The 19,811-nt window shown below is 33.9% G+C and carries 21 protein-coding genes; 14 read left to right on the forward strand and 7 right to left on the reverse strand.

Features of this window, described 5'->3' with window-relative positions:
- Positions 1-10 precede the first annotated feature (10 nt).
- From JOD96_RS01345 to JOD96_RS01355, 3 genes are all read left to right on the forward strand, one after another.
- Positions 11-589, forward strand: coding sequence for a TetR/AcrR family transcriptional regulator (locus JOD96_RS01345; RefSeq protein ID WP_209562472.1), 579 nt, complete (start codon positions 11-13; stop codon positions 587-589).
- A 72-nt stretch (positions 590-661) separates the two neighbouring features.
- The gene (locus tag JOD96_RS01350; RefSeq protein WP_209562473.1) at positions 662-1,483 is read left to right on the forward strand and encodes an SDR family NAD(P)-dependent oxidoreductase; all 822 of its coding nucleotides are present in this window, start codon (positions 662-664) and stop codon (positions 1,481-1,483) included.
- 15 nt (positions 1,484-1,498) lie between these two features.
- On the forward strand, positions 1,499-2,713 hold the full coding sequence (locus JOD96_RS01355) for an MFS transporter (RefSeq protein WP_209562474.1): 1,215 nt from the start codon (positions 1,499-1,501) through the stop codon (positions 2,711-2,713).
- Positions 2,714-2,782: 69 nt separating this feature from the next.
- Here JOD96_RS01355 and JOD96_RS01360 read toward each other — a convergent pair whose 3' ends face one another.
- Complete coding sequence (locus tag JOD96_RS01360) at positions 2,783-3,817, reverse strand: LacI family DNA-binding transcriptional regulator (protein WP_209562475.1); 1,035 nt, start codon at positions 3,815-3,817, stop codon at positions 2,783-2,785.
- Between the two features lie 162 nt (positions 3,818-3,979).
- Between JOD96_RS01360 and JOD96_RS01365 the strand changes: the two genes are divergently transcribed.
- From JOD96_RS01365 to JOD96_RS01375, 3 genes are all read left to right on the forward strand, one after another.
- Positions 3,980-6,619, forward strand: a complete 2,640-nt coding sequence (locus JOD96_RS01365; protein ID WP_209562476.1) for a TonB-dependent receptor — start codon at positions 3,980-3,982, stop codon at positions 6,617-6,619.
- Between the two features lie 116 nt (positions 6,620-6,735).
- On the forward strand, positions 6,736-7,956 hold the full coding sequence (locus JOD96_RS01370; RefSeq protein ID WP_209562477.1) for an MFS transporter: 1,221 nt from the start codon (positions 6,736-6,738) through the stop codon (positions 7,954-7,956).
- Positions 7,946-9,811 (forward strand): alpha,alpha-trehalase, encoded by a 1,866-nt coding sequence (locus JOD96_RS01375; RefSeq protein WP_209562478.1) that lies wholly within the window; start codon positions 7,946-7,948, stop codon positions 9,809-9,811. The genes JOD96_RS01370 and JOD96_RS01375 overlap by 11 nt, the downstream gene beginning before the upstream one ends.
- A gap of 58 nt (positions 9,812-9,869) precedes the next feature.
- Here JOD96_RS01375 and JOD96_RS01380 read toward each other — a convergent pair whose 3' ends face one another.
- Positions 9,870-10,769, reverse strand: a complete 900-nt coding sequence (locus JOD96_RS01380) for a DUF6268 family outer membrane beta-barrel protein (RefSeq protein ID WP_209562479.1) — start codon at positions 10,767-10,769, stop codon at positions 9,870-9,872.
- A gap of 146 nt (positions 10,770-10,915) precedes the next feature.
- Between JOD96_RS01380 and JOD96_RS01385 the strand changes: the two genes are divergently transcribed.
- The 5 genes from JOD96_RS01385 to JOD96_RS01405 all read left to right on the forward strand — a co-directional run bounded on the left by JOD96_RS01385 (position 10,916) and on the right by JOD96_RS01405 (position 14,806).
- Positions 10,916-11,944: a sensor histidine kinase gene (locus tag JOD96_RS01385; protein ID WP_209562480.1), complete on the forward strand. Its 1,029-nt coding sequence runs from the start codon at positions 10,916-10,918 to the stop codon at positions 11,942-11,944.
- Positions 11,941-12,633, forward strand: a complete 693-nt coding sequence (locus JOD96_RS01390; RefSeq protein WP_209562481.1) for a LytR/AlgR family response regulator transcription factor — start codon at positions 11,941-11,943, stop codon at positions 12,631-12,633. Before JOD96_RS01385 ends, JOD96_RS01390 begins: the two co-directional genes overlap by 4 nt.
- 76 nt (positions 12,634-12,709) lie before the next feature.
- Positions 12,710-13,306 carry a TetR/AcrR family transcriptional regulator gene (locus JOD96_RS01395; RefSeq protein ID WP_209562482.1) on the forward strand — a complete coding sequence of 199 codons (597 nt, stop codon included), beginning with the start codon at positions 12,710-12,712 and terminating at the stop codon, positions 13,304-13,306.
- A 6-nt stretch (positions 13,307-13,312) separates the two neighbouring features.
- On the forward strand, positions 13,313-13,540 hold the full coding sequence (locus JOD96_RS01400) for a hypothetical protein (protein ID WP_209562483.1): 228 nt from the start codon (positions 13,313-13,315) through the stop codon (positions 13,538-13,540).
- 18 nt (positions 13,541-13,558) lie between these two features.
- Entirely contained in the window at positions 13,559-14,806 is a 1,248-nt protein-coding gene (locus JOD96_RS01405) for an MFS transporter (protein ID WP_209562484.1), read from the forward strand.
- A 590-nt stretch (positions 14,807-15,396) separates the two neighbouring features.
- Here JOD96_RS01405 and JOD96_RS01410 read toward each other — a convergent pair.
- Together JOD96_RS01410 and JOD96_RS01415 are read right to left on the reverse strand one after the other, a co-directional pair.
- A complete protein-coding gene (locus JOD96_RS01410) occupies positions 15,397-15,579 on the reverse strand; it encodes a hypothetical protein (protein ID WP_209562485.1) in 183 nt (60 codons plus the stop codon).
- Positions 15,530-15,964 (reverse strand): hypothetical protein, encoded by a 435-nt coding sequence (locus tag JOD96_RS01415; RefSeq protein ID WP_209562486.1) that lies wholly within the window; start codon positions 15,962-15,964, stop codon positions 15,530-15,532. The genes JOD96_RS01410 and JOD96_RS01415 overlap by 50 nt, the downstream gene beginning before the upstream one ends.
- Before the next feature lie 336 nt (positions 15,965-16,300).
- Between JOD96_RS01415 and JOD96_RS01420 the strand changes: the two genes are divergently transcribed.
- The 3 genes from JOD96_RS01420 to JOD96_RS01430 are packed head-to-tail and all read left to right on the forward strand — an operon-like array spanning position 16,301 to position 17,652.
- Positions 16,301-16,819, forward strand: a complete 519-nt coding sequence (locus tag JOD96_RS01420; RefSeq protein ID WP_209562487.1) for a transposase — start codon at positions 16,301-16,303, stop codon at positions 16,817-16,819.
- Positions 16,816-17,373 (forward strand): IS3 family transposase, encoded by a 558-nt coding sequence (locus JOD96_RS01425; protein ID WP_317195266.1) that lies wholly within the window; start codon positions 16,816-16,818, stop codon positions 17,371-17,373. The genes JOD96_RS01420 and JOD96_RS01425 overlap by 4 nt, the downstream gene beginning before the upstream one ends.
- A gap of 15 nt (positions 17,374-17,388) precedes the next feature.
- A complete protein-coding gene (locus JOD96_RS01430; protein ID WP_209562488.1) occupies positions 17,389-17,652 on the forward strand; it encodes an IS3 family transposase in 264 nt (87 codons plus the stop codon).
- A 140-nt stretch (positions 17,653-17,792) separates the two neighbouring features.
- Here the strand turns inward: JOD96_RS01430 and JOD96_RS01435 are convergent, their stop codons facing one another.
- The 3 genes from JOD96_RS01435 to JOD96_RS01445 all read right to left on the reverse strand — a co-directional run bounded on the left by JOD96_RS01435 (position 17,793) and on the right by JOD96_RS01445 (position 19,788).
- On the reverse strand, positions 17,793-18,248 hold the full coding sequence (locus JOD96_RS01435; RefSeq protein WP_209562489.1) for a hypothetical protein: 456 nt from the start codon (positions 18,246-18,248) through the stop codon (positions 17,793-17,795).
- A gap of 429 nt (positions 18,249-18,677) precedes the next feature.
- On the reverse strand, positions 18,678-19,079 hold the full coding sequence (locus JOD96_RS01440) for a hypothetical protein (RefSeq protein ID WP_209562490.1): 402 nt from the start codon (positions 19,077-19,079) through the stop codon (positions 18,678-18,680).
- 4 nt (positions 19,080-19,083) lie between these two features.
- Positions 19,084-19,788, reverse strand: coding sequence for a hypothetical protein (locus JOD96_RS01445; RefSeq protein WP_209562491.1), 705 nt, complete (start codon positions 19,786-19,788; stop codon positions 19,084-19,086).
- Positions 19,789-19,811: the final 23 nt, after the last annotated feature.

Here is a 19,811-nt window from a genome sequence, read left to right on the forward strand (position 1 = left end):
AGGAGAGATTATGAGCAAAGCAGAAAGAACCCGACAATTTATTATAGAAGCTGCAGCACCGATTATCAATAAAAAAGGAATGGCCGGAACTTCTATGAGTGATATTATGGAAGCTACGAAACTTGCTAAAGGAGGAATCTACGGAAATTTTGAAAGTAAAGAAGAAATTTGCATGGAGGCCTTTATGTATTTAAGATCACAACTGGCAAATAAATTAGATTTGGCTGTTGCCAAAGGAAAGTCGGCACAGGAAAAACTATTTAACTTACTGGACGTTTATAAAAATGATCAGAGCATGATGGAAGGCTGTCCGATATTAAATTTTGGAACAGAAGCAGATGACACCAATCCGGTAATGAAAGAGCAGGTAAAAAAAGCGGCTTATTCTGCACAGAAAAGATTTTTTAATATAATTGAAGAAGGGATTCAGAACAATGAATTGTCAAAAGACATAAATCCGGAAGTTTTAAGTATAAAGATTTTTGCAATGGTAGAAGGCGGCATTTTATGCGGAAAACTAGTGGGAAACCAACAGATGGCTATTGTGCTGGATAGTATTAAGGAAGATTTTAAAAGATATGTGTTATAACATATTTTTTTTACCATTTTTTAGACCGTTCGGTCTATTTTAATAAAAGTTTAATAATTAAATATAATCAGAATGTCAAAAGTAATTTTAATAACAGGAGCCACAAAAGGATTTGGAAAAATCTGGGCAGAAGCATTTTTAAAACGTGGTGATAGAGTAGTGGCTGCAGGAAGAAATTCCGAAGCACTTCAGGAACTTAAAAAGCAATACGGAGATTTGGTATTACCAATTCAATTGGACGTAAACGACCGAAAAGCTGCATTTGAAGCAGTAAATAAGGCAAAAGAACATTTTGGAAGAATTGATGTTCTGATTAACAATGCAGGATATGGTTTGTTTGGAGCAGTTGAAGAAACATCAGAGGAAGAAGCAAGAAATCAAATGGAGACTAATTTTTTTGGTGTGCTTTGGTTATCCCAGGCTGTATTGCCTATTATGCGCGAGCAAAAAAGCGGTCATATTATTCAGGTATCAAGTTTCTTAGGATTGATAACACTTCCGGTTCTGGGATTATATAATGCCTCAAAATTTGCCGTAGAAGGTTTAAGCGAAACACTTGCATCAGAAGTTAAAGGTTTTGGAATTAATGTTTCTCTGGTTGAACCAAACGGCTACACAACAGACTGGTCTGGAGAATCTGCTTTTCAAACCAAAAGCATGTCAGTTTATGATCCTGTAAAAGCAGGTTTTAACGAGGCAGTAGCAACTCCGGGAATATTTGGAAACCCCGAAGCTACAGCACCGGTTATCTTAAAACTGGTAGATGCAGCAGAACCTCCTCTAAGATTATTATTGGGTTCATTTGCTTATCCGGCAGTTACAAAAGTATATGAAGAACGTCTGCAAAGCTTTGCAGAATGGAAAACCGTTTCTGATGAAGCACACGGAGCATAATTTAGACTAAAAAAAATGAGAATTTTACAAGAAAACCACAAGGGCTTTAGTACTATACTAGCCCTTGCACTCATTCCGTTATCCGGTTTTGCGACAGATATTTATTTACCGTCGCTTCCGGCCATGGCAAGTGATTTGCATGTTTCTGCCGCAGCTGTACAGCTGTCACTGGTATTATTTATGTTTAGCGTTGGGGTAAGCCAGTTTTTTATCGGGAGTATATTAGACAGTTTTGGCAGATACAAAATAGGTGTTGCCTCACTGGCATTATTCTCTTTGACTAGTTTTGTTATTGCATTGGTTCCCAATATTTATGTGATATATGCAATGAGAATTATTCAGGGAATTACGATTGCGCTTATCGTAGTAGGAAAACGAGCTTATTTTGTTGATCTTTTTTCTGGCGAAAAACTAAAAAGCTATATCAGTTTATTTTCGATAATCTGGGCGTGTGCACCTATTATGGCACCGTTTCTTGGCGGATACCTGCAAAATAGTTTCGGATGGAAATCTAATTTTTATTTCCTTGGTGTATTATCATTGGCTTTTGCCATCCTTGAATTGGTTTACAGCGGAGAATCCTTAAAACATTATCAGCCCTTTAAACTAAAATCAATTGTAGAAACCTATTCGGGAATGCTCAGAACAGCCGATTTTACTCTTGGTCTTGTCATTATCGGAATTTGTTTTGGAATCGTGATTGTGTACAGTCTGTCAAGCCCTTTTATTATCGAACGTGTTTTGGGATATTCTGCAATTACAACGGGTTACAGCTCTTTATTATCCGGTTTTTCTTTGATGACAGGCGGAATCATTGCAAAATCACTGATTAAAAAACCGCTGGCGCAAAAAGTAGGAACTGCATTTGGAGTCCAGATAATACTGGTACTCTTGATGATTTTTACCGCTTCTTACACCAGCAGCCTTTATACACTGATTGGTTTTATAATCGGAATTCATATCGCCGGAGGATTTATTTTTAATATTGTTTATGCGTATTGTCTAACCCGTTTTTCAAAAAATGCAGGTGTAGCAAGCGGACTTACAGGCGGCGTGATGTATATGATCAGTTCTGTATTCAGTTACGGATTTACTAATTTATTCGAAGTAAAAAGCCAGTTATTACTAGGCGCAGCAGATCTTTCTTTGCTTTTGATTGTTACTGTTTTGTTTATGATCTTTAACAGTTACAGAACAAAAAGCCTGGCATTAAATGTGATTAAAGAATAACAGAATTTTTGTATTCATTAGAAAGTCCCGTTTATTAGACGGGACTTTTTAGTTTTTAAAACTGGACTTTCAATTATTAAACCGCTGTGTAGACTCTCTTTCAATAATATGAGTTGGCAATTCAATAATTTGATGCACTACAGGAATATGTTCTTTAATCTGTGCAATTTCATCAATTAATATAGAAGCCGCACGATATCCTATATCGTAACCAGGCTGATCGATTGTAGTTAGTTTTGGTGAAATTACCGTACTCATAAACCAGTTGCTAAATCCAAAAACAGCAACTTGTTCGGGAGTTTTTATTTTCTTATCGTTAAAATATTTAATGATTCCGATAGCGACCAAATCGGTAACCGCAAAAACGGCATCAACATCCTTGTGATCTGCCATTAATTTTTCGGCATTTTCATAGCCGTCTTCAAAATCGGTATTATGATCGCAAACGTAAACCAAAGACGGATCGTATTTTATGTTATGATCTTCAAGCGCTTTTTTATATCCTAAAAAACGATCAATAGAATTCTGAGGAACATAAGAACCCCGAAAATGCGCTATTTTTTTAAATCCTTTTTCTATTAAATAAGTCACGGCATCATAAGCCGCTTTCATATCATTTATAACAACTTTAGAACAATCAACCCTTTTGGCAATTTTATCAAATAAAACGACAGGAGTATTTTTTCGGATGGCATCGTTGATATGAGAGAAATCATCTGTCTCATTAGAAAGGGACATCAAAATACCATCGACTCTTTTTTGTAATAACAAGGCAACCTGTTTTTTTTCAAGCTCATATTTTTCGCTCGATTGCAGAATAATAACGAGATAACCTCTTTTTTCGGCTTCCTCCAAAATTCCGTTTAAAACGCTGGAGAAAAAATGGTGAACCGTTGCAGGAATAATAACACCGATAGTTTTGGTTTCGTTGGTGCGAAGGTTAACGGCAACAGAATTAGGCATATAATTCATCTTATCGGCCATTTCCATGACCTTTGCACGCGTGCTTTGACTAACATCATTATAGCCTTTTAACGCTTTAGAGACTGTCGTAACAGAAATTCCGAGTGCAAAAGCTATATCAATTAATTTGGTATCATTCATAAAATAAATGTACTAAAATAAATTTCATCTGTATAAATTTAATTTTCGAAAACGTTTTTGGTGATTTCGAAAACGTTTTCGGTTGTAATTTCGTCATCAGGTTTCAATTAGTTATTAAGTTTACATTAACAATTACAATTTTACTAACCAAACCAAAAAAAAATGAAACTGATTAATACGTATTTAGGCAGATTACTTTTGTTGTTTTGCCTAATCCTTACATCAAACAATTTGTTTGCACAGGAGAAAATTACCGTTTCCGGAAAAGTATTCGACGAAAGCGGACAAACCGTTCCAGGAGCCAATGTATCCTTAAAAGGAGCAGACCAAAATGTAGTGACCGATATCAACGGAGCTTATACATTTTCTAATGTAGCTGCCGGAACTTATACTATATCTGCAACAAACGTTGGGTATAAAAGCTTTGAGAAAAAAATCACGGTAAAAGAGGGTGAATCGATAGAAGAAAACCTGTTTCTGGAAACCGAATCTCAAAACCTGCAGGAAGTAGTCGTTACAGGATCATCAAGCCCAAGATCTAAACTCGAATCGAGCGTCGCTATTACTACAATGGGCGCAAAAGCCATAGAAGACCGTGCACCGGCAAGTACGGCAGCACTGTTACAGACAATTCCGGGATTTGTAGTAGAAGCATCAGGAGGAGAAATAGGAAACAACCTTTTTGCAAGAGGAATTCCGTCTGCAGGAGCTTATGAATATGTACAGATTCAGGAAGACGGATTGCCTGTTTTTGAAGACGGAGCTTTGCAGTTTGCAAACGCAGATACTTTTTACAGACTGGATGAAACTGTAAGCAAAATGGAGGCTGTACGTGGTGGTTCTGCATCAATTTTTGCCAACAATGCTCCCGGAGGAATCATCAATTTTATTTCTAAAACAGGACAAAATGATTTTCAGGGAAGAGCCAAATTCTCAACTTCAGATTATGGCCTCTTCAGAACTGATCTTAATTTGTCGGGTGCTTTAATACAGGATAAATTATTCTTTAATATCGGAGGTTTTTACAGAGCAGATAATGGGGTAAGAAACACTGGTTTTACAGCCAACAAAGGAGGACAGATAAAAGGAAACCTGACCTACAAATTTGACGATGGTGATTATTTAAGAGTTAATTTTAAACATCTGAATGACAGAAATACATTCTATTTGCCAATTCCATTAAAAAGCAATAACGGAAAAATTGAAGGAATAGACGGCTTTGACCCTAATTATGGAACACTGACGTCTGTAAATTTCAGTCATTTGAATGTACCTCAATACGGAGGCGGAACTTTTAGTGCAGATTTAGAAGATGGTTCTCATCCGGTAATCAATTCAATTGGTGCTGAATTCAAAAAGAAAATTTCAGACAAAGTATCTTTCAAAAATGCATTCAAACAAACAGCTATTGATTTGAATTACAATGCTATTTTTCCAAACGGAGGACCATGGACGCAAGATGCTTATGCAACAGATATTCAGAATACTACTGCTGCTAATTTAACTTACACTTACGTGGATAACGGAGCTGCTGTAGATCCAAATGCCTTGATTATGAGAGCAGACCACTGGTATATTCACAAGAAAATGGACAATTTTGCTAATAATTTCTCTTTTTCTTTTGATTTAGATCCTGTACAACTGACCGCCGGATATTATTATTCTAACTGGAAATCAAATCAATACTGGAACTGGAATTCGTATCTGGTAAGCGTTTCCGACAATCCAAGATTATTAAATGTAGAAGACAATACAACTGGTGTAAATCATACATGGAACGGTGTAGAAAGGATTACCTGGCTGGAAAGAGATGCGCAAACAAAAGGCCTTTTGAATGACATTTATGCCGATGCAGAAATAAAAGCAACTGATAATCTAACTTTTAATGCAGGTTTACGATACAATAAAGACAAATATTCCGGATACCGTGATAATGCCAGATTTTTTGCAGAAGATTTAGGAGTTATAGACAACAACACTGCCGATGACGCTGTTACGACTGTAAAAGGAAACCCTTATACTTATTGGAGATATGATGTAAGCGAATGGTCATATACAGCCGCTGGAAATTATAAATTTAATGATAATATGGCATCGTATGTTCGTTATAGCCACGGTTTCAGATCACCAATCGAAGAATCATTCTATGACAATGCAGCCGATTTAAGCAAACTCGAAAACACAGAAGTAAATCAGTTTGAATTGGGTTATAAATTTTCAAATTCATTTTTCTCTGTGAATGCCAATCTGTTTCACATGAATTTAAAGAATGTTGCCTTTACCGATATTTTATCTGACGGAAGCTCTGAAAACAAATTTGCAGACGTAAACAATATTGGACTTGAAGTAGAAACCAATGCAAGATATGAAATGGTGAAGCTGAATTTTACATTTACGGTTCAAAAACCGGAATACGACAATTTTACAGGAACAAATGCAGATGGTTCTACTTTTGATTTTAACGGAAACACAGCAAGAAGAATCCCTAAATTCTTCTGTAACCTAAGACCAGAAGTTGATATTACAAAAGATTTTAGCGCTTATGTGCAATTCTCTTATTATGATAAAAAGTTCACCAATCAGGATAACAGACAGGTTTTACCGGCATACAAAGAAGTAGGAGCAGGTTTAAACTATAAATACAATAATCTTCGTTTTGCGGTTGATGCCTCAAACTTATTCAATGAGATTGGTTTAACAGAAGGAGATCCGAGACAAACTACATCTGCCGCCAGCGATGTGTTTATGGCAAGACCTATTTTAGGACGCGCCTTTAGATTTTCGGTAGCCGTTAACTTTTAGTTGGTTTAGTTACCTGATATTTGACCAAATGCTGTTGCAAAGACAGCATTTGGTATTTTTATAACTTTATACAATGTCTTTTTTATAAGCAATTTTATAAACAAACCAATCTGTTAATGAAAAACTTAGGAATAAAAATATCCCTTTATCTCAATTATTTTGTCTTTGCTATTTTATTGAATAGTGTTGGCATTGTAATTCTTAAATCGCAAAAAAATTACGGAGTAGATGAAGTACAGGCCAGTATTCTGGAAGCCTTCAAAGACATGCCTATTGCTATTGTCTCTTTCTTTATAGCCTCATTTCTCCCCCGTATAGGCTACAAGAAAGCAATGCTTACAGGTTTGGCCCTGGTAACTCTGGCCTGTATTTCAATGTATTTCGGAAATTCTTTTGACAATGCCAAAATATTATTTGCCACTGTCGGTGTATCTTTTGCCCTGATAAAAGTTTCGGTTTATTCCCTGATCGGTACCGTAACAGAAAATCAGAAAGAACACAATGCCTTGATGAGTAGTATTGAAGGTGTTTTTATGATCGGAATTGCGCTGGCGTATTTTTTATTTCCTGCTTTTAATAATGAAAACGATCCTAATTCATGGTTAAATGTCTATTGGTTTTTGGCAGGTTTATCTATAGTCTCTTTTTTATTCCTGTTTTTTACCAAATTTGAAGAAACTGCAGTAGCAGCCGGAGCCAATTTTACAGATGATTTTCTGCAGATGTTTAAGCTCATAGCCAAATTGTTAACAGTTATTTTTGTAATAAGTGTTTTTTTATTCGTCATGATCGAGCAGGGAATACTTTCCTGGCTGCCAACGTTTAATACCAAAGTGCTTCATTTGCCTGAAAACATAAGTATCATGATGGCAAGTATTCTGGCGATTTCACTGGCAATAGGCCGATTAGTAGCAGGTATCATAACCAAAAAAGTAAACTGGATTTGGGTTTTATCGGTTTGCATAATAGCCGCCATGTTAATCGTTTATTTTGTCCTTCCAAATGTAGTTGGACTGGAAGTTAAAAACATTAATACACTTGCTGATATTCCGCTTATTGCATTTGCATTTCCTTTGATCGGCTTGTTTATTGCGCCAATATATCCTTTGCTAAATTCGATAGTATTGAGTTCGCTCCCAAAAAACCTGCAGAGTTCCATGACAGGATTAATTGTTATTTTTTCTGCTTTGGGCGGTACATTAGGTTCACGTATTACAGGCTGGTTATTCAAAAATGAAGGTCCCGAAAAAGCATTTTATTTTACTTTGATTCCCATGTCTTTATTGTTGATTTCCTTTTTTATTCTCAAAAAAATTACCTCGAAAAATGAAATTTAAATTACACATAAATCAGACTCTTGCTCAATTACTGGCTCAGGAAGATACTGATGGCGACAAAAAAATAACCATTGATGACAAAGGCCCAAAAAGCTTTTTGCTCCAGGATGAAAAAGGTAATTCTATTGCAATTGAAGGAACGTACCAGCTTTCTAATTTGCTGCAGGAACTCGCATTATCTAAAAAAGGCAATAATGAGTTTGCCGAAATCGACTTAACCGAAATCACAGAAGATCCGGTTAAAAGAATTTCCAGAAAAATAAAAGACTTGTACTGGAAAGGCCTTACACGAACGATAGACGCTGCCGGAGTAAAAAAAATAGTAGAAGACGACAAAATAGAAAATGCAGTTTCGTATCTGTATGTTCCTACGGGCGATGCTTTTGCTTTTGAGTATTTCAAAAATTTAGAAGCCTCAAATCCAAGGTTAAAAGTGGTTCACTTGCCCGAAGATATTTCACCGGAATATGTTTTATCACTCAACAAAAAACCTGGAATTCTGGCTTTGGCTCTTCAAACCAAAAATGGCAAAACCGACGGAATTCCTTTTGTAGTTCCAGGAGGAAGATTTAATGAAATGTATGGCTGGGACAGTTATTTTATTGCGATGGGACTTTTGATTGATGATAAAATTGATCTAGCTTTTGGCATGGCCGAAAACTTTAAATATCAGATTGATCATTACGGAAAAATCCTAAATGCCAACAGAAGTTATTATTTGACCCGCACACAGCCGCCCTTATACACTTCTCTAATTATAGACATTATCGAGAAATCAAATCCCGATATTTCATGGATTGAGAAACATTTAAAAACAGCAATCAAAGAATACAAGACTGTTTGGATGGAGGAGGGAAAACGACTTACTGCAAATGGATTAAACCGATATAAAGCAGAAGGCATCGGACTTCCGTTTGAGGTAGAAGAGGGTCATTTTGATGATATTTTAGAAAAATATGCACCAAAGTATAATCTCTCAACAAGAGAATTTGAAAAAAAATATCTGGAGAGAGAGATCTTAGATGCCGATTTGGATCACTACTTTACCCATGACAGGAGCATGCGCGAAAGCGGTCATGATACAACCAACAGATTAGTCGGTATTTGTGCTGATTTAAACACAGTTGCGATCAATAGTCTGCTGTATAAATACGAATGTGATATTTCTTTTTTGATTTCAAATTACTTCAGTGATAAATTTATTTATAACACTGACCAGATTTATTCCGGTAATTACTGGAATAAAAAGGCGGAAGAACGCAAACAAAAAATTAATGAATTGTGCTGGAATGAAGAAAGCGGAATTTATTTTGATTACAATTTTGAGATAGAAAAACAACATCATTTTGAAGCGGCAACGACATTTTATCCCTTATGGGCAAAAATTGCTACACAGGAACAAGCTGAAATTTTAGTCAAAAAAACATTGCCGAAATTTAAAATGAAAGGAGGCATTGCCGGAAGCACAAAATCATCGGTTGCAAAAGTAAGTGACAATGCTCCGGTAAGGCAATGGGATTATCCGTTTGGCTGGGCTCCGCATCAGATATTTTTATGGAAAGGCTTATTAAACTATAATTTTCAGGATGAAGCACAGGAAATGATCTATCGCTGGTTGTGGCTTATAACCCGAAACGCTGTTGATTATAATGGTACAATTCCCGAAAAATTTGATTTATCAATTAGCTCACACAAGATTTTTGCCGAATATGGCAATGTCGGAACCGAGTTTAATTATATAACCGAGGAAGGTTTTGGCTGGATGAATGCTTCGTACCAATTTGGCCTTACACTTTTGAATCCGGACTTAAAAGAAAAATTATCCGGTTTGATCGATCCCGATAATTTATTTTAAAAACAAATCCTGACAATTTACCTGTCAGGATTTTTTATTAAAGCATTCAGGATACAGGCTAAAATTTATAATTAATTTGAGCTGATGCATAAGGGGATAACTGAAACTGATAATTATTGTTATTATTGAAAATGTTTTTGAGGTTTCTTTCTGTAAAATACGCAGGTCGCATAGCACTGATTCCGAGAGTAACAGGAAGTGAAATATTTTTAGTGATTTTAAACTCAGGCCTTAATCCCGTTACGACATACTGATGTGTAAATATCACATCTTTTCCGTCTTTTTCCAGAAGAGCCAGTTGCCCGTTCATTTCGCCTATTAAACTTAAGGTCATATATTTACTTATTTCATAACCAGCCGATAGTTGAAATCCGCTCACAAGCGAAACATTAAAAGTATATTTTCCCGGAGAATTATAATTAATATACAAAGCAGGAAATATCATTGGATAACCAAAAGCATTGTTGAAGGCAACGCCGCCTCCGAGGTCTAATTTTGAGTTGATTTTTTTGATGAATATAGCGCCGGCATTTCCAAGAACATTTCGGGCACCCATCTTTGAAATTTTGGTCTGATCAGTATAAATTCCCGCACCGGCAAAGGTTAGCATATTCCATTTTTTGTTTAACGGAGTGATATTAAATAAGGAAAATTGCGCATTGACAATATCCGACAATAGCATATCCTGAGTGAAATTTTTATTTTTTAACGAAGTATAAGAACCCGAAAGCGCTACACCCCAAACGACTGCAAGACTGTCTTTGTTTATTTTCATCGAAATCGGAATTTTGGCGTTCACCTGATAAACCGCTGCAGAACCTTTGCTTTCTCCCAATTTGTTATTGTTTTCATCGGCATAATGGGATTCTCCAAAATATTCGGCCTGAATATTTATCTGCGCTTTTACTTGTGTAGCAGCAAGTAATAATAATAACAAAGTAATCAATCCTGTTTTCATCTTTATATATTTTTAATTTGACAGGGCAAAACTATTATATCATACCAGTGCATTTTTTTGCTTTTGACTAGTGGTCGTGATTTGTTGACCAACGGTAAGTGCTGCGGATAGAAAATAAATTAATTTTACAATCTAATTTTGTCATTATGTTTACTATCAAAAGAGCGAGTCTGCTTTTCTGGACTTTTCTGTTCCTCATTGTTCTGCTGCAATTATCACTCTCTACTAGCCCTGATTTTGGCTTTGGAGTCGCTTTTATTCATGCTGTTGTACTCGTTTTGACTTTGCGGGTGCATGTTTATTTTCTTAATCTTCTGATCAAAAAATATATTTATACGCACAATACCGCAGATTTTGTCTTTTCTGCTCTATCAATTAGTTTACTGACATCGGTTTTGCTTACTGCCGAAAGCTATTTTCTAACCATTATGATGTTGTCTACCACTGTTCTGCACGACAATGACATCATATCACTATTTTGTGGGATGCTGTTGGTCAGCATCCTGATTTCGGGAATGAGTTATTCGATTGAATTGTATAAACAGAATATTGCTTCGGCCAAAAGACATCAGGAATTACGAAATAATGTTCTCGAAATGGAAATTGATCATTTAAGAACACAACTAAGTCCGCATTTTACTTTTAATATTCTCAATAACCTGCAATTTCTAATTCGCAAAGATCAGGATGAAGCTTTGGAACTTTTATCCAGATACAGCAAGATATTACGTTATTATGTATATGAATCTCAAAATAAATGGATTAAGTTAGATGATGAAGTTTCTTTTCTTAAACATTATTTTGAATTAGAAAAAGACCGATCCGGCGAAGATCTTGAAATTTCTTGTCAATGGGATATTCCTGAAAATACACTTGTGATAATTCCTTTTCTGCTTTCAACTTTTGTAGAAAATGCTTTTAAACATGTTTCCTCTTTTACAGAAAGAAAAAATTACATAAAGCTGCATGTTTTTCTAAAAGATGAAAATCAATTGGTCTTAAATATAAAAAACTCAGCAGAACAACATTCACAAAGCATTAAAAAGGAAGGAGTTGGTTTGAAATATGTAAAGAAAAGACTGGAACTTTCTTATTCTGATAATCATGAACTAGAACTGACTCAGGATACTGATTCTTATAGTGTTCAGTTGCTATTAAATTTAACCAGCGTATGAAATGTATTGTAATAGACGATGAAAGAATCGCCAGGGAAGGCTTGCAGTCATTTATCAGGGAGTTTGATTTTTTAAGCAATGCCGGTGTTTTTTCTAATGCGCATCTTGCACTCGAAAAATTAAAAAACGAAACCGTAGACCTGATTTTTCTGGACATCGAAATGCCATTGCTCAATGGACTGGAGTTTGCAAAACTTATTTCTGACAAACCTTCGATGATTATTTTTACCACAGCTTATTCTGAATATGCATTAAAAGGATATAAAGTCAATGCTATTGATTATCTGGTAAAGCCGATATTTTTTGAAGATTTTAAAGCTGCCGTTTTCAAGGCAAAAAAGATGTATGATTTGATGTATCAGCAGGAACAGGTTTCAAAACCAATGTTTTTTAAAGAAAACGGCATTACAATAAAAGTGCAGCCGTCGCAGATCTTGTATATCAAAAGCATGCAGAATTACATTGAAATTTACTCAGAAAACAGCAAGAAAATTATCATTCACCAGACGTTAAAAAGCATAATAGATGAACTTCCTGAGAATGATTTTTTACAGATTCACCGCTCTTATATTGTGAATGCCAAATACGTAACGCACCTTGAAGGTTTTATACTAAGAATAAAAGAGGTCTGTCTGCCAATTGCAAGAAACAGAAAAGGTGCTATAATGGAACGATTTAAAAACGATTAAAAAAAATTTCATTAAAAATAATAAATAAAAGAATGTTCATTCATTTATTATTTTATCTTTGTCAAAAAATAATGGCATGAGAATACGGGATATTGATAAGGAAAAACTGGTAATAGAGAACGCAATTGATCAAATTGTCCGGGACGGATTTCAGGGTTTCAGTATGAACAAGCTTGCAAAAGCCTGTAATATCTCTGTAGCGACATTATATATTTACTATAAAGACAAAGATGATTTAATTCAGAAAATAGGAGCTAGTGTAGCTCTTGAATTTTTTTCGAGTACGATTAAGAATTTTTCTCCCGATATGTCTTTTGAGGAAGGATTGTGGATACAATGGGTAAACAGGGCTGAATTTACCATGAAATATCCTAAGAACGTAGCTTTCTTTGAGATTATCAAACACTCGCCTCACGGAGAAATAATTTTAAATTCTACTACGAAGTTTTCAGATTTCAGAATGATTATGAAACAATTTATAGATAAGAGTCTGCATAATAATGAACTAACCTGCATGTCATTTGAAGTATTTTGGGCTATTGCTTACGGACCATTATATACTTTGTTAAACTTTCATACTGAGGGTAAGAGTATGGGAGGGAAGCCGTTTTCACTTACCAATACAATGATGAAAGAAGCTTTTGATGCTACTATAAAAGCTTTAAAACCATGAAAAATTATGAAACCAGATTTAAATACCATACACATTTTTAAAACCAATATTAAAAAAACCGAGCCTGGTTGTACTATGCATCAAACTCTGGACAATCACACAGCTATACAGCAATGGAGTATAGATCATGAAGATGTTGATTGTGTATTGCGTGTAGTTTCAGAAACGCTTGAACCAAAGGCGATTACTGCAATTATCAATGCTCTTGGATATGAATGCCAGGAATTGAATTAACCAAATTAACCAATTCAAATGGAAAATACTACAGTAGAAAGCACTGCTTTTACTTCAAAACAAATCATAATTATTGCCATTCTGGCGCTTTTACAATTTACTGTTATACTTGATTTTGTTATCATTTCTCCATTGGGAGATATCTTAATGAAAACGCTTGACATGACAACAGCCAAATTTGGGTTTACCGTTTCTGCTTATGCCTTCAGCGCCGGAATTTCGGGATTGCTTGCTGCGGGTTTTGCTGATAAGTTTGACCGAAAAAAACTGCTGATTTTCTTTTATACCGGCTTCATTATAGGTACTGTTTTTTGTGCATTCGCTATAGATTACACCACATTACTTTTAGCACGAATCTTTACCGGTCTTTTTGGAGGTGTAATTGGTTCGGTTTCACTTGCGATTGTGACAGATTTATTCGTAATCAAACAAAGAGGGCGTGTGATGGGGTTTATACAAATGGCGTATGCAACAAGCCAGATTTTAGGAATTCCGCTTGGGTTGTATTTTGCCAATCATTGGGGCTGGCATTCTTCGTTTATCATGATTGCTGTTTTGGGCGTATTGATTCTTATTGCCGTTCTGACTCAAATGCAGCCAATTACGAAACATCTCGAATTACAATCAGACAAAAGTCCTTTTCTTCACCTTTGGCATACGCTAAGTAACAAAAACTACCAGATAGGATTTGCCTCTATTGCTTTGCTTTCGGTTGGAGGTTTTATGTTACAGCCATTCGGAAGCGCTTATTTGGTCAATAACATCCATATTAGTCAGTTACAATTGCCAATGGTGTTTTTCTTTACAGGACTTTCGGTACTTTTTATAATGCCTATAGTTGGTAAGTTAAGTGACAAAGTAAGTAAATTTTGGCTGTTTACTGCCGGATCCATACTTTCTATAATTATGATTGTGATTTATACCAATCTGGATCCTATTCCGCTTTGGGAAGTTGTAGTCATTAACATGATATTGTTTATGGGAATCATGAGCCGTATGATTCCTGCAACAACCTTAAATACAGCAATTCCCGAAATGAAAGATCGCGGAGCATACATGTCTATTACATCATCATTACAGCAAATCGCAGGAGGAATAGCAGCTGTTTGTGCAGGATTTATTGTGCACCAGAAAACAAAAGCATCACCATTAGAAAACTATGATATTCTGGGTTATGTGATTGCTGTGATTACGCTTTGTTCTGTTGTCTTAATGTGGAGGGTAAGTCAGTTAGTGAAATCTAAAAATGATGGTTCGGTGAAGTAGGGTTAAAAATAATTTTAAACAAAAAGGTAATCGAAAGATTGCCTTTTTTGTTTTTAGATCTGTATAAAACTACTTAAATCCAAAAATATTAAAGTAGCTTTCATAAAGAGCTCTTAAGGACCTGTGAAGAATTATAATATGATCAAATTATTAATAATTATATATCCATAACATTTATGAAAGAAAAATCAATTTTTGATAATTTTCCTTTAAATTTTAAGTCAACCAATAGTTTATAATTCATAAGTAATTATTTTTAATCTAAAAGACCTTTAAACTGAAAGTTCTCTTGAAGTCTAATTCCCCATCGCTGGCACAAGCGTCCCGCTAGTGAAAGAGATCAAAATCAATTGATTTCAATTTGTTTAATCACTCTTATCTTGTAAATATATGTGTCTAAAAAATGTGGCAAAATTTGACAAGTTCTTGTCTGGTAAACAAATCTATATTTTTCCTCTTATTTATTATTATTTTGAGCTAATGTAATCAATACTCTGCGTTCACAAGAAAGATTTTTCGTACTAGCAATTATGTTTTATATAATATAAAAGCAAAAGCCACTCCGTTAGGAATGGCTTTGTTAAATCGAGTTATTCTAAAATTCCTCCACTTAATTTCTTCGCTTCTTGTAATAGGGAATTACCAAGTGTGGCATTTTTAGCTAAATATTTACCTTCTAAATAGTACTTACCAAGAATATATTTAGCGTTTGGATGTTCTTTATCAGAAGCTTTTTCTAGATAATGTAGAGCCCATCTTTCTGCTCTCTTCATCTAAAAAATCAATTTCAGGTAAGCTTGTGGATGAATTTTTTTTATCCAATGCTGCTAATGCCATAAATACATTTAATGATGCTTCTGAATAATTCCATTTGTTTGAAACGATGATTGAATAAATCAATACATTATCATACGTATCAACCTTTACTATACTATCATAAAAGTTTTTATCAAACTTATCAATTAACCTTTCTTTAAATTTTGGATTTAAATCATCCTCACTTTGTGCATCATTTAAGTGCGTGTCATTAAATTCAGCAACATACTTTTTCTTATAATCTCTAACTGCTGAATTAGTAACAAAATCAGTATAGTATTTTAATGCTATCACTAAAATTATTAGACTAAGAGCAATGTTTAAAAACAATTTTCTTTTCATGATTTTTTAAATTAATTTTTGCTTACTTAGGTTTCCATCGCTGGCGCGAGCGTCCCGCTCGTGAAAGAGATCAAAATCGATTGATTTCAATTTGTTTAATCACTCTTATCTTGTAAATACATGTGTCTAAAAAATGCGGCAAAATTGACAAGTTCTTGTCTAGTAAACAAATCTATATTTTTCTTCTTATTTATTATTATTTGAGCTAATGTAATAAATACTCTGCGTTCACAAGAAGATTTTCGTACTAGCAATTATGTTTTATAATATTAAGAGCAAAAGCCATTCCATAATGAACATGCCCCAAAAAGTTAGACACTATTTGGGGCATTTTTTATGGAAAGAAAAGTAAAGTATGACTATGCATTTAAGTTAGAATGTGTAGAATTGGTTTTAAAGAAGCATTATTCAGATGGATATGTTTCAAAATTAAAACAGACTGCAAGATGGAATATTCGTAAGTGGGTCAGTTTTTATAAGGCATATGGTAAAATTGGTTTATTGCCACGAATGAATCAAAGCTATTCAGCCGAATTTAAGCTAAAAGTGCTCAAATGCATGGAAAAGGAATCTCTTTCCCTGATGCAGGCTGGTATAAGATTTAATATTCCCAATATGTCCATGATTTTAAAATGGAAAAAAGATTTTGCTAACTTTGGACTACCAGCATTACAACCAAAACAAATAGGCAGACCCATATCGATGAGTGATAATAAAGGTAAAAAACGCAAATCAGGCAAACTCCTGACAAGAGAGGAAGAACTGCTAAAAGAAAACGAAAGACTTCGTTGTGAGAATGAATTGCTAAAAAAGCTTCAAGCCTTAATTCAAGCCAGGAAAAATCCAAAGCCATAAACGAATTAAGGCATAAATTTGGTTTGGAATTACTTCTAAACCTGACAAATATGGCACGCAGCAGCTTTTATTATCATCAAAAACAAAGTAAATCACCTGATAAGTATAAAGAAATTAAAGAGTTGATTAAAGTCATTTATCACAGGCATAAAGGGCGTTATGGCTACAGAAGAATAACAGATGAGTTACAAAACAGAGGACTTGTTATCAATCATAAAACAGTTCTTAGATTAATGAATCTATTAGGATTAAAAAGTATTATAAGAGTAAGAAAGTATAAATCTTATAAAGGTGAAAATGGTAAAATAGCTCCCAATATATTAGAACGAAATTTTAAAGCAGAAGCTCCATATCAAAAATGGGCAACTGATATAACAGAGTTCAATGTAGCTGGAAACAAATTATATTTATCACCAATAATAGACTTGTTTAATCAGGAAATAATCAGCTATGAACTCACAGAGAGGCCAGTGTTTAAACAAGTGATTGTTATGCTCAAAAAAGCCTTTAGGAAAATACCCGATAATACAAATTTAATACTTCATTCGGACTAGGGCTGGCAATACCAAATGAGCCATTACCAACATTTATTAAAACAAAAAGGAATCACACAAAGCATGTCAAGAAAAGGAAACTGCCTGGATAATGCAATTATTGAAAACTTCTTTGGGACATTAAAATCTGAAATGTTTTATACCCAAAAATTCAAATCAACAGGACAATTAAAAAAAGAAATTAATAAGTATATAATATATTACAATAACGAAAGAATTAAATCAAATTTAAACAAAATGAGCCCGATAAAATATCGAGCTCATTATTATCAAACTTAATTATAAATTTGTCTAAACTTTTGGGTGCACTCTAGTTTATGAAATGGCTTTTTATTTAATGCGTTCACGAGCGAGACGCTCGCGCCAGCGGCGGGATGCTATAATTGCTTAAACATCCAAGACATTAGGGCTCAAATTTTTCACTTGAAAATTTCACCTTTACTATTTAGAACCATATTTTTTATAACATATGTGTTTTTTGATACAGAATCAAATAAAAAATATTCAGAACCTATTTCTGAAGAACTAAAAGGAGGAGATAATGAAATTAAAGCATCCATTTTATTGTCTATATAATATTCCAAAATTAATTGTTCTTCTTTATACTTAGTTACATCATCTCTTAAATTTATTGAATTTATATCTTCTAATGTATTAGAAATATAAAATCGTTTGTTTGATTTTCTATCATAAATTAAAGCTTTAAAATGATTTGTTCCTGAGATAGGAAGATGATTAACCCAAGAAAATATGTATATGAAATCATTAGCCAAATTATTATTTAATTCTGCAAAAATTTTCTTAGAAGGATTGAAGTTTTTATGAGATAGTATAATACCATTATCTTCATTTCTAATATTATAATTCTTTTTCATCCTATTAATATTTTTGTAGTTTTTATTACTACTACATCCAATTAAAATTATGGAAAAAAATATTAATACAAATATTGACTTTTTCATTTTATTTTTTGCTATTGATGATTCCCTGCTTCACGAAGCCTTCTTGTTAAGCTGCGCAAATGTCTCTGACTTTGCGCCATTTTAAACAAATATAATTGAAAAATCAAAACACCTAAAAGTCTCTGACTTTAAAACTAATTTTCTACGAATGTTGTTTGCTGAATAAAAAAAAATATAGAAATATAACAACTAAACGTAAAAAGTCGGGAGACTTTTATCAGGTTTACAATTTCTAAGTAGCCAAAAAAACGCAAAGTCAGAGACATTTACGCAGCGGAACAAGAACACTTCGGAGATCGGGGGGTAATTAACCATCAGCATCTTTAATAATACATTACCCACTTAATTATCTTCATTACCTAATACAATAATTGCTTTATTTTTAAAACGTGACATCAAACTGCAAAAATTCAATTGTAAAAATTTTATTGATGTTGATGTGAATCCAACATCATCTATAATCAATATTTGCCTTTTTTCATCATCAAGTAATATTTTTACTATTACAATATGTAATTTGCCTAACAAATCATCTAATCTCAAGTTTATTTCTAAACTTTTAAAAATTTCTATGATTTTCTCTACTTCACCTTTCTTGATTTTTTCAAAAAAAGGAATAATTTTAATTGAATCTTGTGAACCAAAATTGATAAAAATAATATCATTATCGTTTTCAAAAGAAAAATCATTATTTAATACATTCTTCTCAAAGATTTGAAATGTACCTAATTTAATATCATTCATATTATTATTTTACTGGTAATTTAAAAGTTTTAACTCCATATTGTGCAGGATTTGCTACAGTAAATCTACCACTATTTACTATTGTTTCTGCATATGTAAAATTGCCTGTTTCAATACCATAGCGAAGTGCCGCAATCATTTTATGATTTCCTTCAGTTAATATAAATTTTCCATTAAATTGAAAACCACCACCACCTACAGCTTTATATGACTTATCAACCATTTGTTGATAATACATTTCAACAATTTCCTGATTAACACCTGTTTGCCCACTTTTAATACCCATTTTTTCAGCAAGTTGCAAAATTTTTGACGCCATACTTGTTCCAAGACCAAACCTAATCATTCCAAAAGCTTTTCCCATACCTTTTGCTAGATAGCCTCCTGCAATAAATCCGATGCCACTATTAATTGTTTCTCTTAGCATCTCCTCTTCAACAGGGTCATAAGGTTTATGTTCTACAAAATAATCTGAATCACCTCCAATCCAACTATTTATTTCATTTCCTATTGAAGCAGGAAGATTATTTGTGTTTTTATGATATTTTTGACCTCGAATTGTTACTATTTGGTCTAATCTTCCCTTTTTTACTGGAGGATCACCACCAGTTTCTCCATCACTTACTGTTTCACCTGAATTGCTAGAAAATGTACCATCATTGTTATTTGTCCAAGTAGTACCATTGGCTGAATTCATTAATGTATCCATAAATGATTGTGACAACATTCCAT

This window comes from Flavobacterium sp. 1355 (genome assembly GCF_017833415.1).
GTDB lineage: Bacteria > Bacteroidota > Bacteroidia > Flavobacteriales > Flavobacteriaceae > Flavobacterium.

Excerpts from the sequence above, each read along its gene's own strand:
- JOD96_RS01345 (WP_209562472.1), top strand. The coding sequence starts at position 11 with ATGAGCAAAGCAGAAAGAACCCGACAATTTATTATAGAAGCTGCAGCA.
- JOD96_RS01350 (WP_209562473.1), top strand. The coding sequence starts at position 662 with ATGTCAAAAGTAATTTTAATAACAGGAGCCACAAAAGGATTTGGAAAA.
- JOD96_RS01355 (WP_209562474.1), top strand. The coding sequence starts at position 1,499 with ATGAGAATTTTACAAGAAAACCACAAGGGCTTTAGTACTATACTAGCC.
- JOD96_RS01360 (WP_209562475.1), bottom strand. The coding sequence starts at position 3,817 with ATGAATGATACCAAATTAATTGATATAGCTTTTGCACTCGGAATTTCT.
- JOD96_RS01365 (WP_209562476.1), top strand. The coding sequence starts at position 3,980 with ATGAAACTGATTAATACGTATTTAGGCAGATTACTTTTGTTGTTTTGC.
- JOD96_RS01370 (WP_209562477.1), top strand. The coding sequence starts at position 6,736 with ATGAAAAACTTAGGAATAAAAATATCCCTTTATCTCAATTATTTTGTC.
- JOD96_RS01375 (WP_209562478.1), top strand. The coding sequence starts at position 7,946 with ATGAAATTTAAATTACACATAAATCAGACTCTTGCTCAATTACTGGCT.
- JOD96_RS01380 (WP_209562479.1), bottom strand. The coding sequence starts at position 10,769 with ATGAAAACAGGATTGATTACTTTGTTATTATTATTACTTGCTGCTACA.
- JOD96_RS01385 (WP_209562480.1), top strand. The coding sequence starts at position 10,916 with ATGTTTACTATCAAAAGAGCGAGTCTGCTTTTCTGGACTTTTCTGTTC.
- JOD96_RS01390 (WP_209562481.1), top strand. The coding sequence starts at position 11,941 with ATGAAATGTATTGTAATAGACGATGAAAGAATCGCCAGGGAAGGCTTG.
- JOD96_RS01395 (WP_209562482.1), top strand. The coding sequence starts at position 12,710 with ATGAGAATACGGGATATTGATAAGGAAAAACTGGTAATAGAGAACGCA.
- JOD96_RS01400 (WP_209562483.1), top strand. The coding sequence starts at position 13,313 with ATGAAACCAGATTTAAATACCATACACATTTTTAAAACCAATATTAAA.
- JOD96_RS01405 (WP_209562484.1), top strand. The coding sequence starts at position 13,559 with ATGGAAAATACTACAGTAGAAAGCACTGCTTTTACTTCAAAACAAATC.
- JOD96_RS01410 (WP_209562485.1), bottom strand. The coding sequence starts at position 15,579 with ATGAAGAGAGCAGAAAGATGGGCTCTACATTATCTAGAAAAAGCTTCT.
- JOD96_RS01415 (WP_209562486.1), bottom strand. The coding sequence starts at position 15,964 with ATGAAAAGAAAATTGTTTTTAAACATTGCTCTTAGTCTAATAATTTTA.
- JOD96_RS01420 (WP_209562487.1), top strand. The coding sequence starts at position 16,301 with ATGGAAAGAAAAGTAAAGTATGACTATGCATTTAAGTTAGAATGTGTA.
- JOD96_RS01430 (WP_209562488.1), top strand. The coding sequence starts at position 17,389 with ATGAGCCATTACCAACATTTATTAAAACAAAAAGGAATCACACAAAGC.
- JOD96_RS01435 (WP_209562489.1), bottom strand. The coding sequence starts at position 18,248 with ATGAAAAAGAATTATAATATTAGAAATGAAGATAATGGTATTATACTA.
- JOD96_RS01440 (WP_209562490.1), bottom strand. The coding sequence starts at position 19,079 with ATGAATGATATTAAATTAGGTACATTTCAAATCTTTGAGAAGAATGTA.
- JOD96_RS01445 (WP_209562491.1), bottom strand. The coding sequence starts at position 19,788 with ATGGATACATTAATGAATTCAGCCAATGGTACTACTTGGACAAATAAC.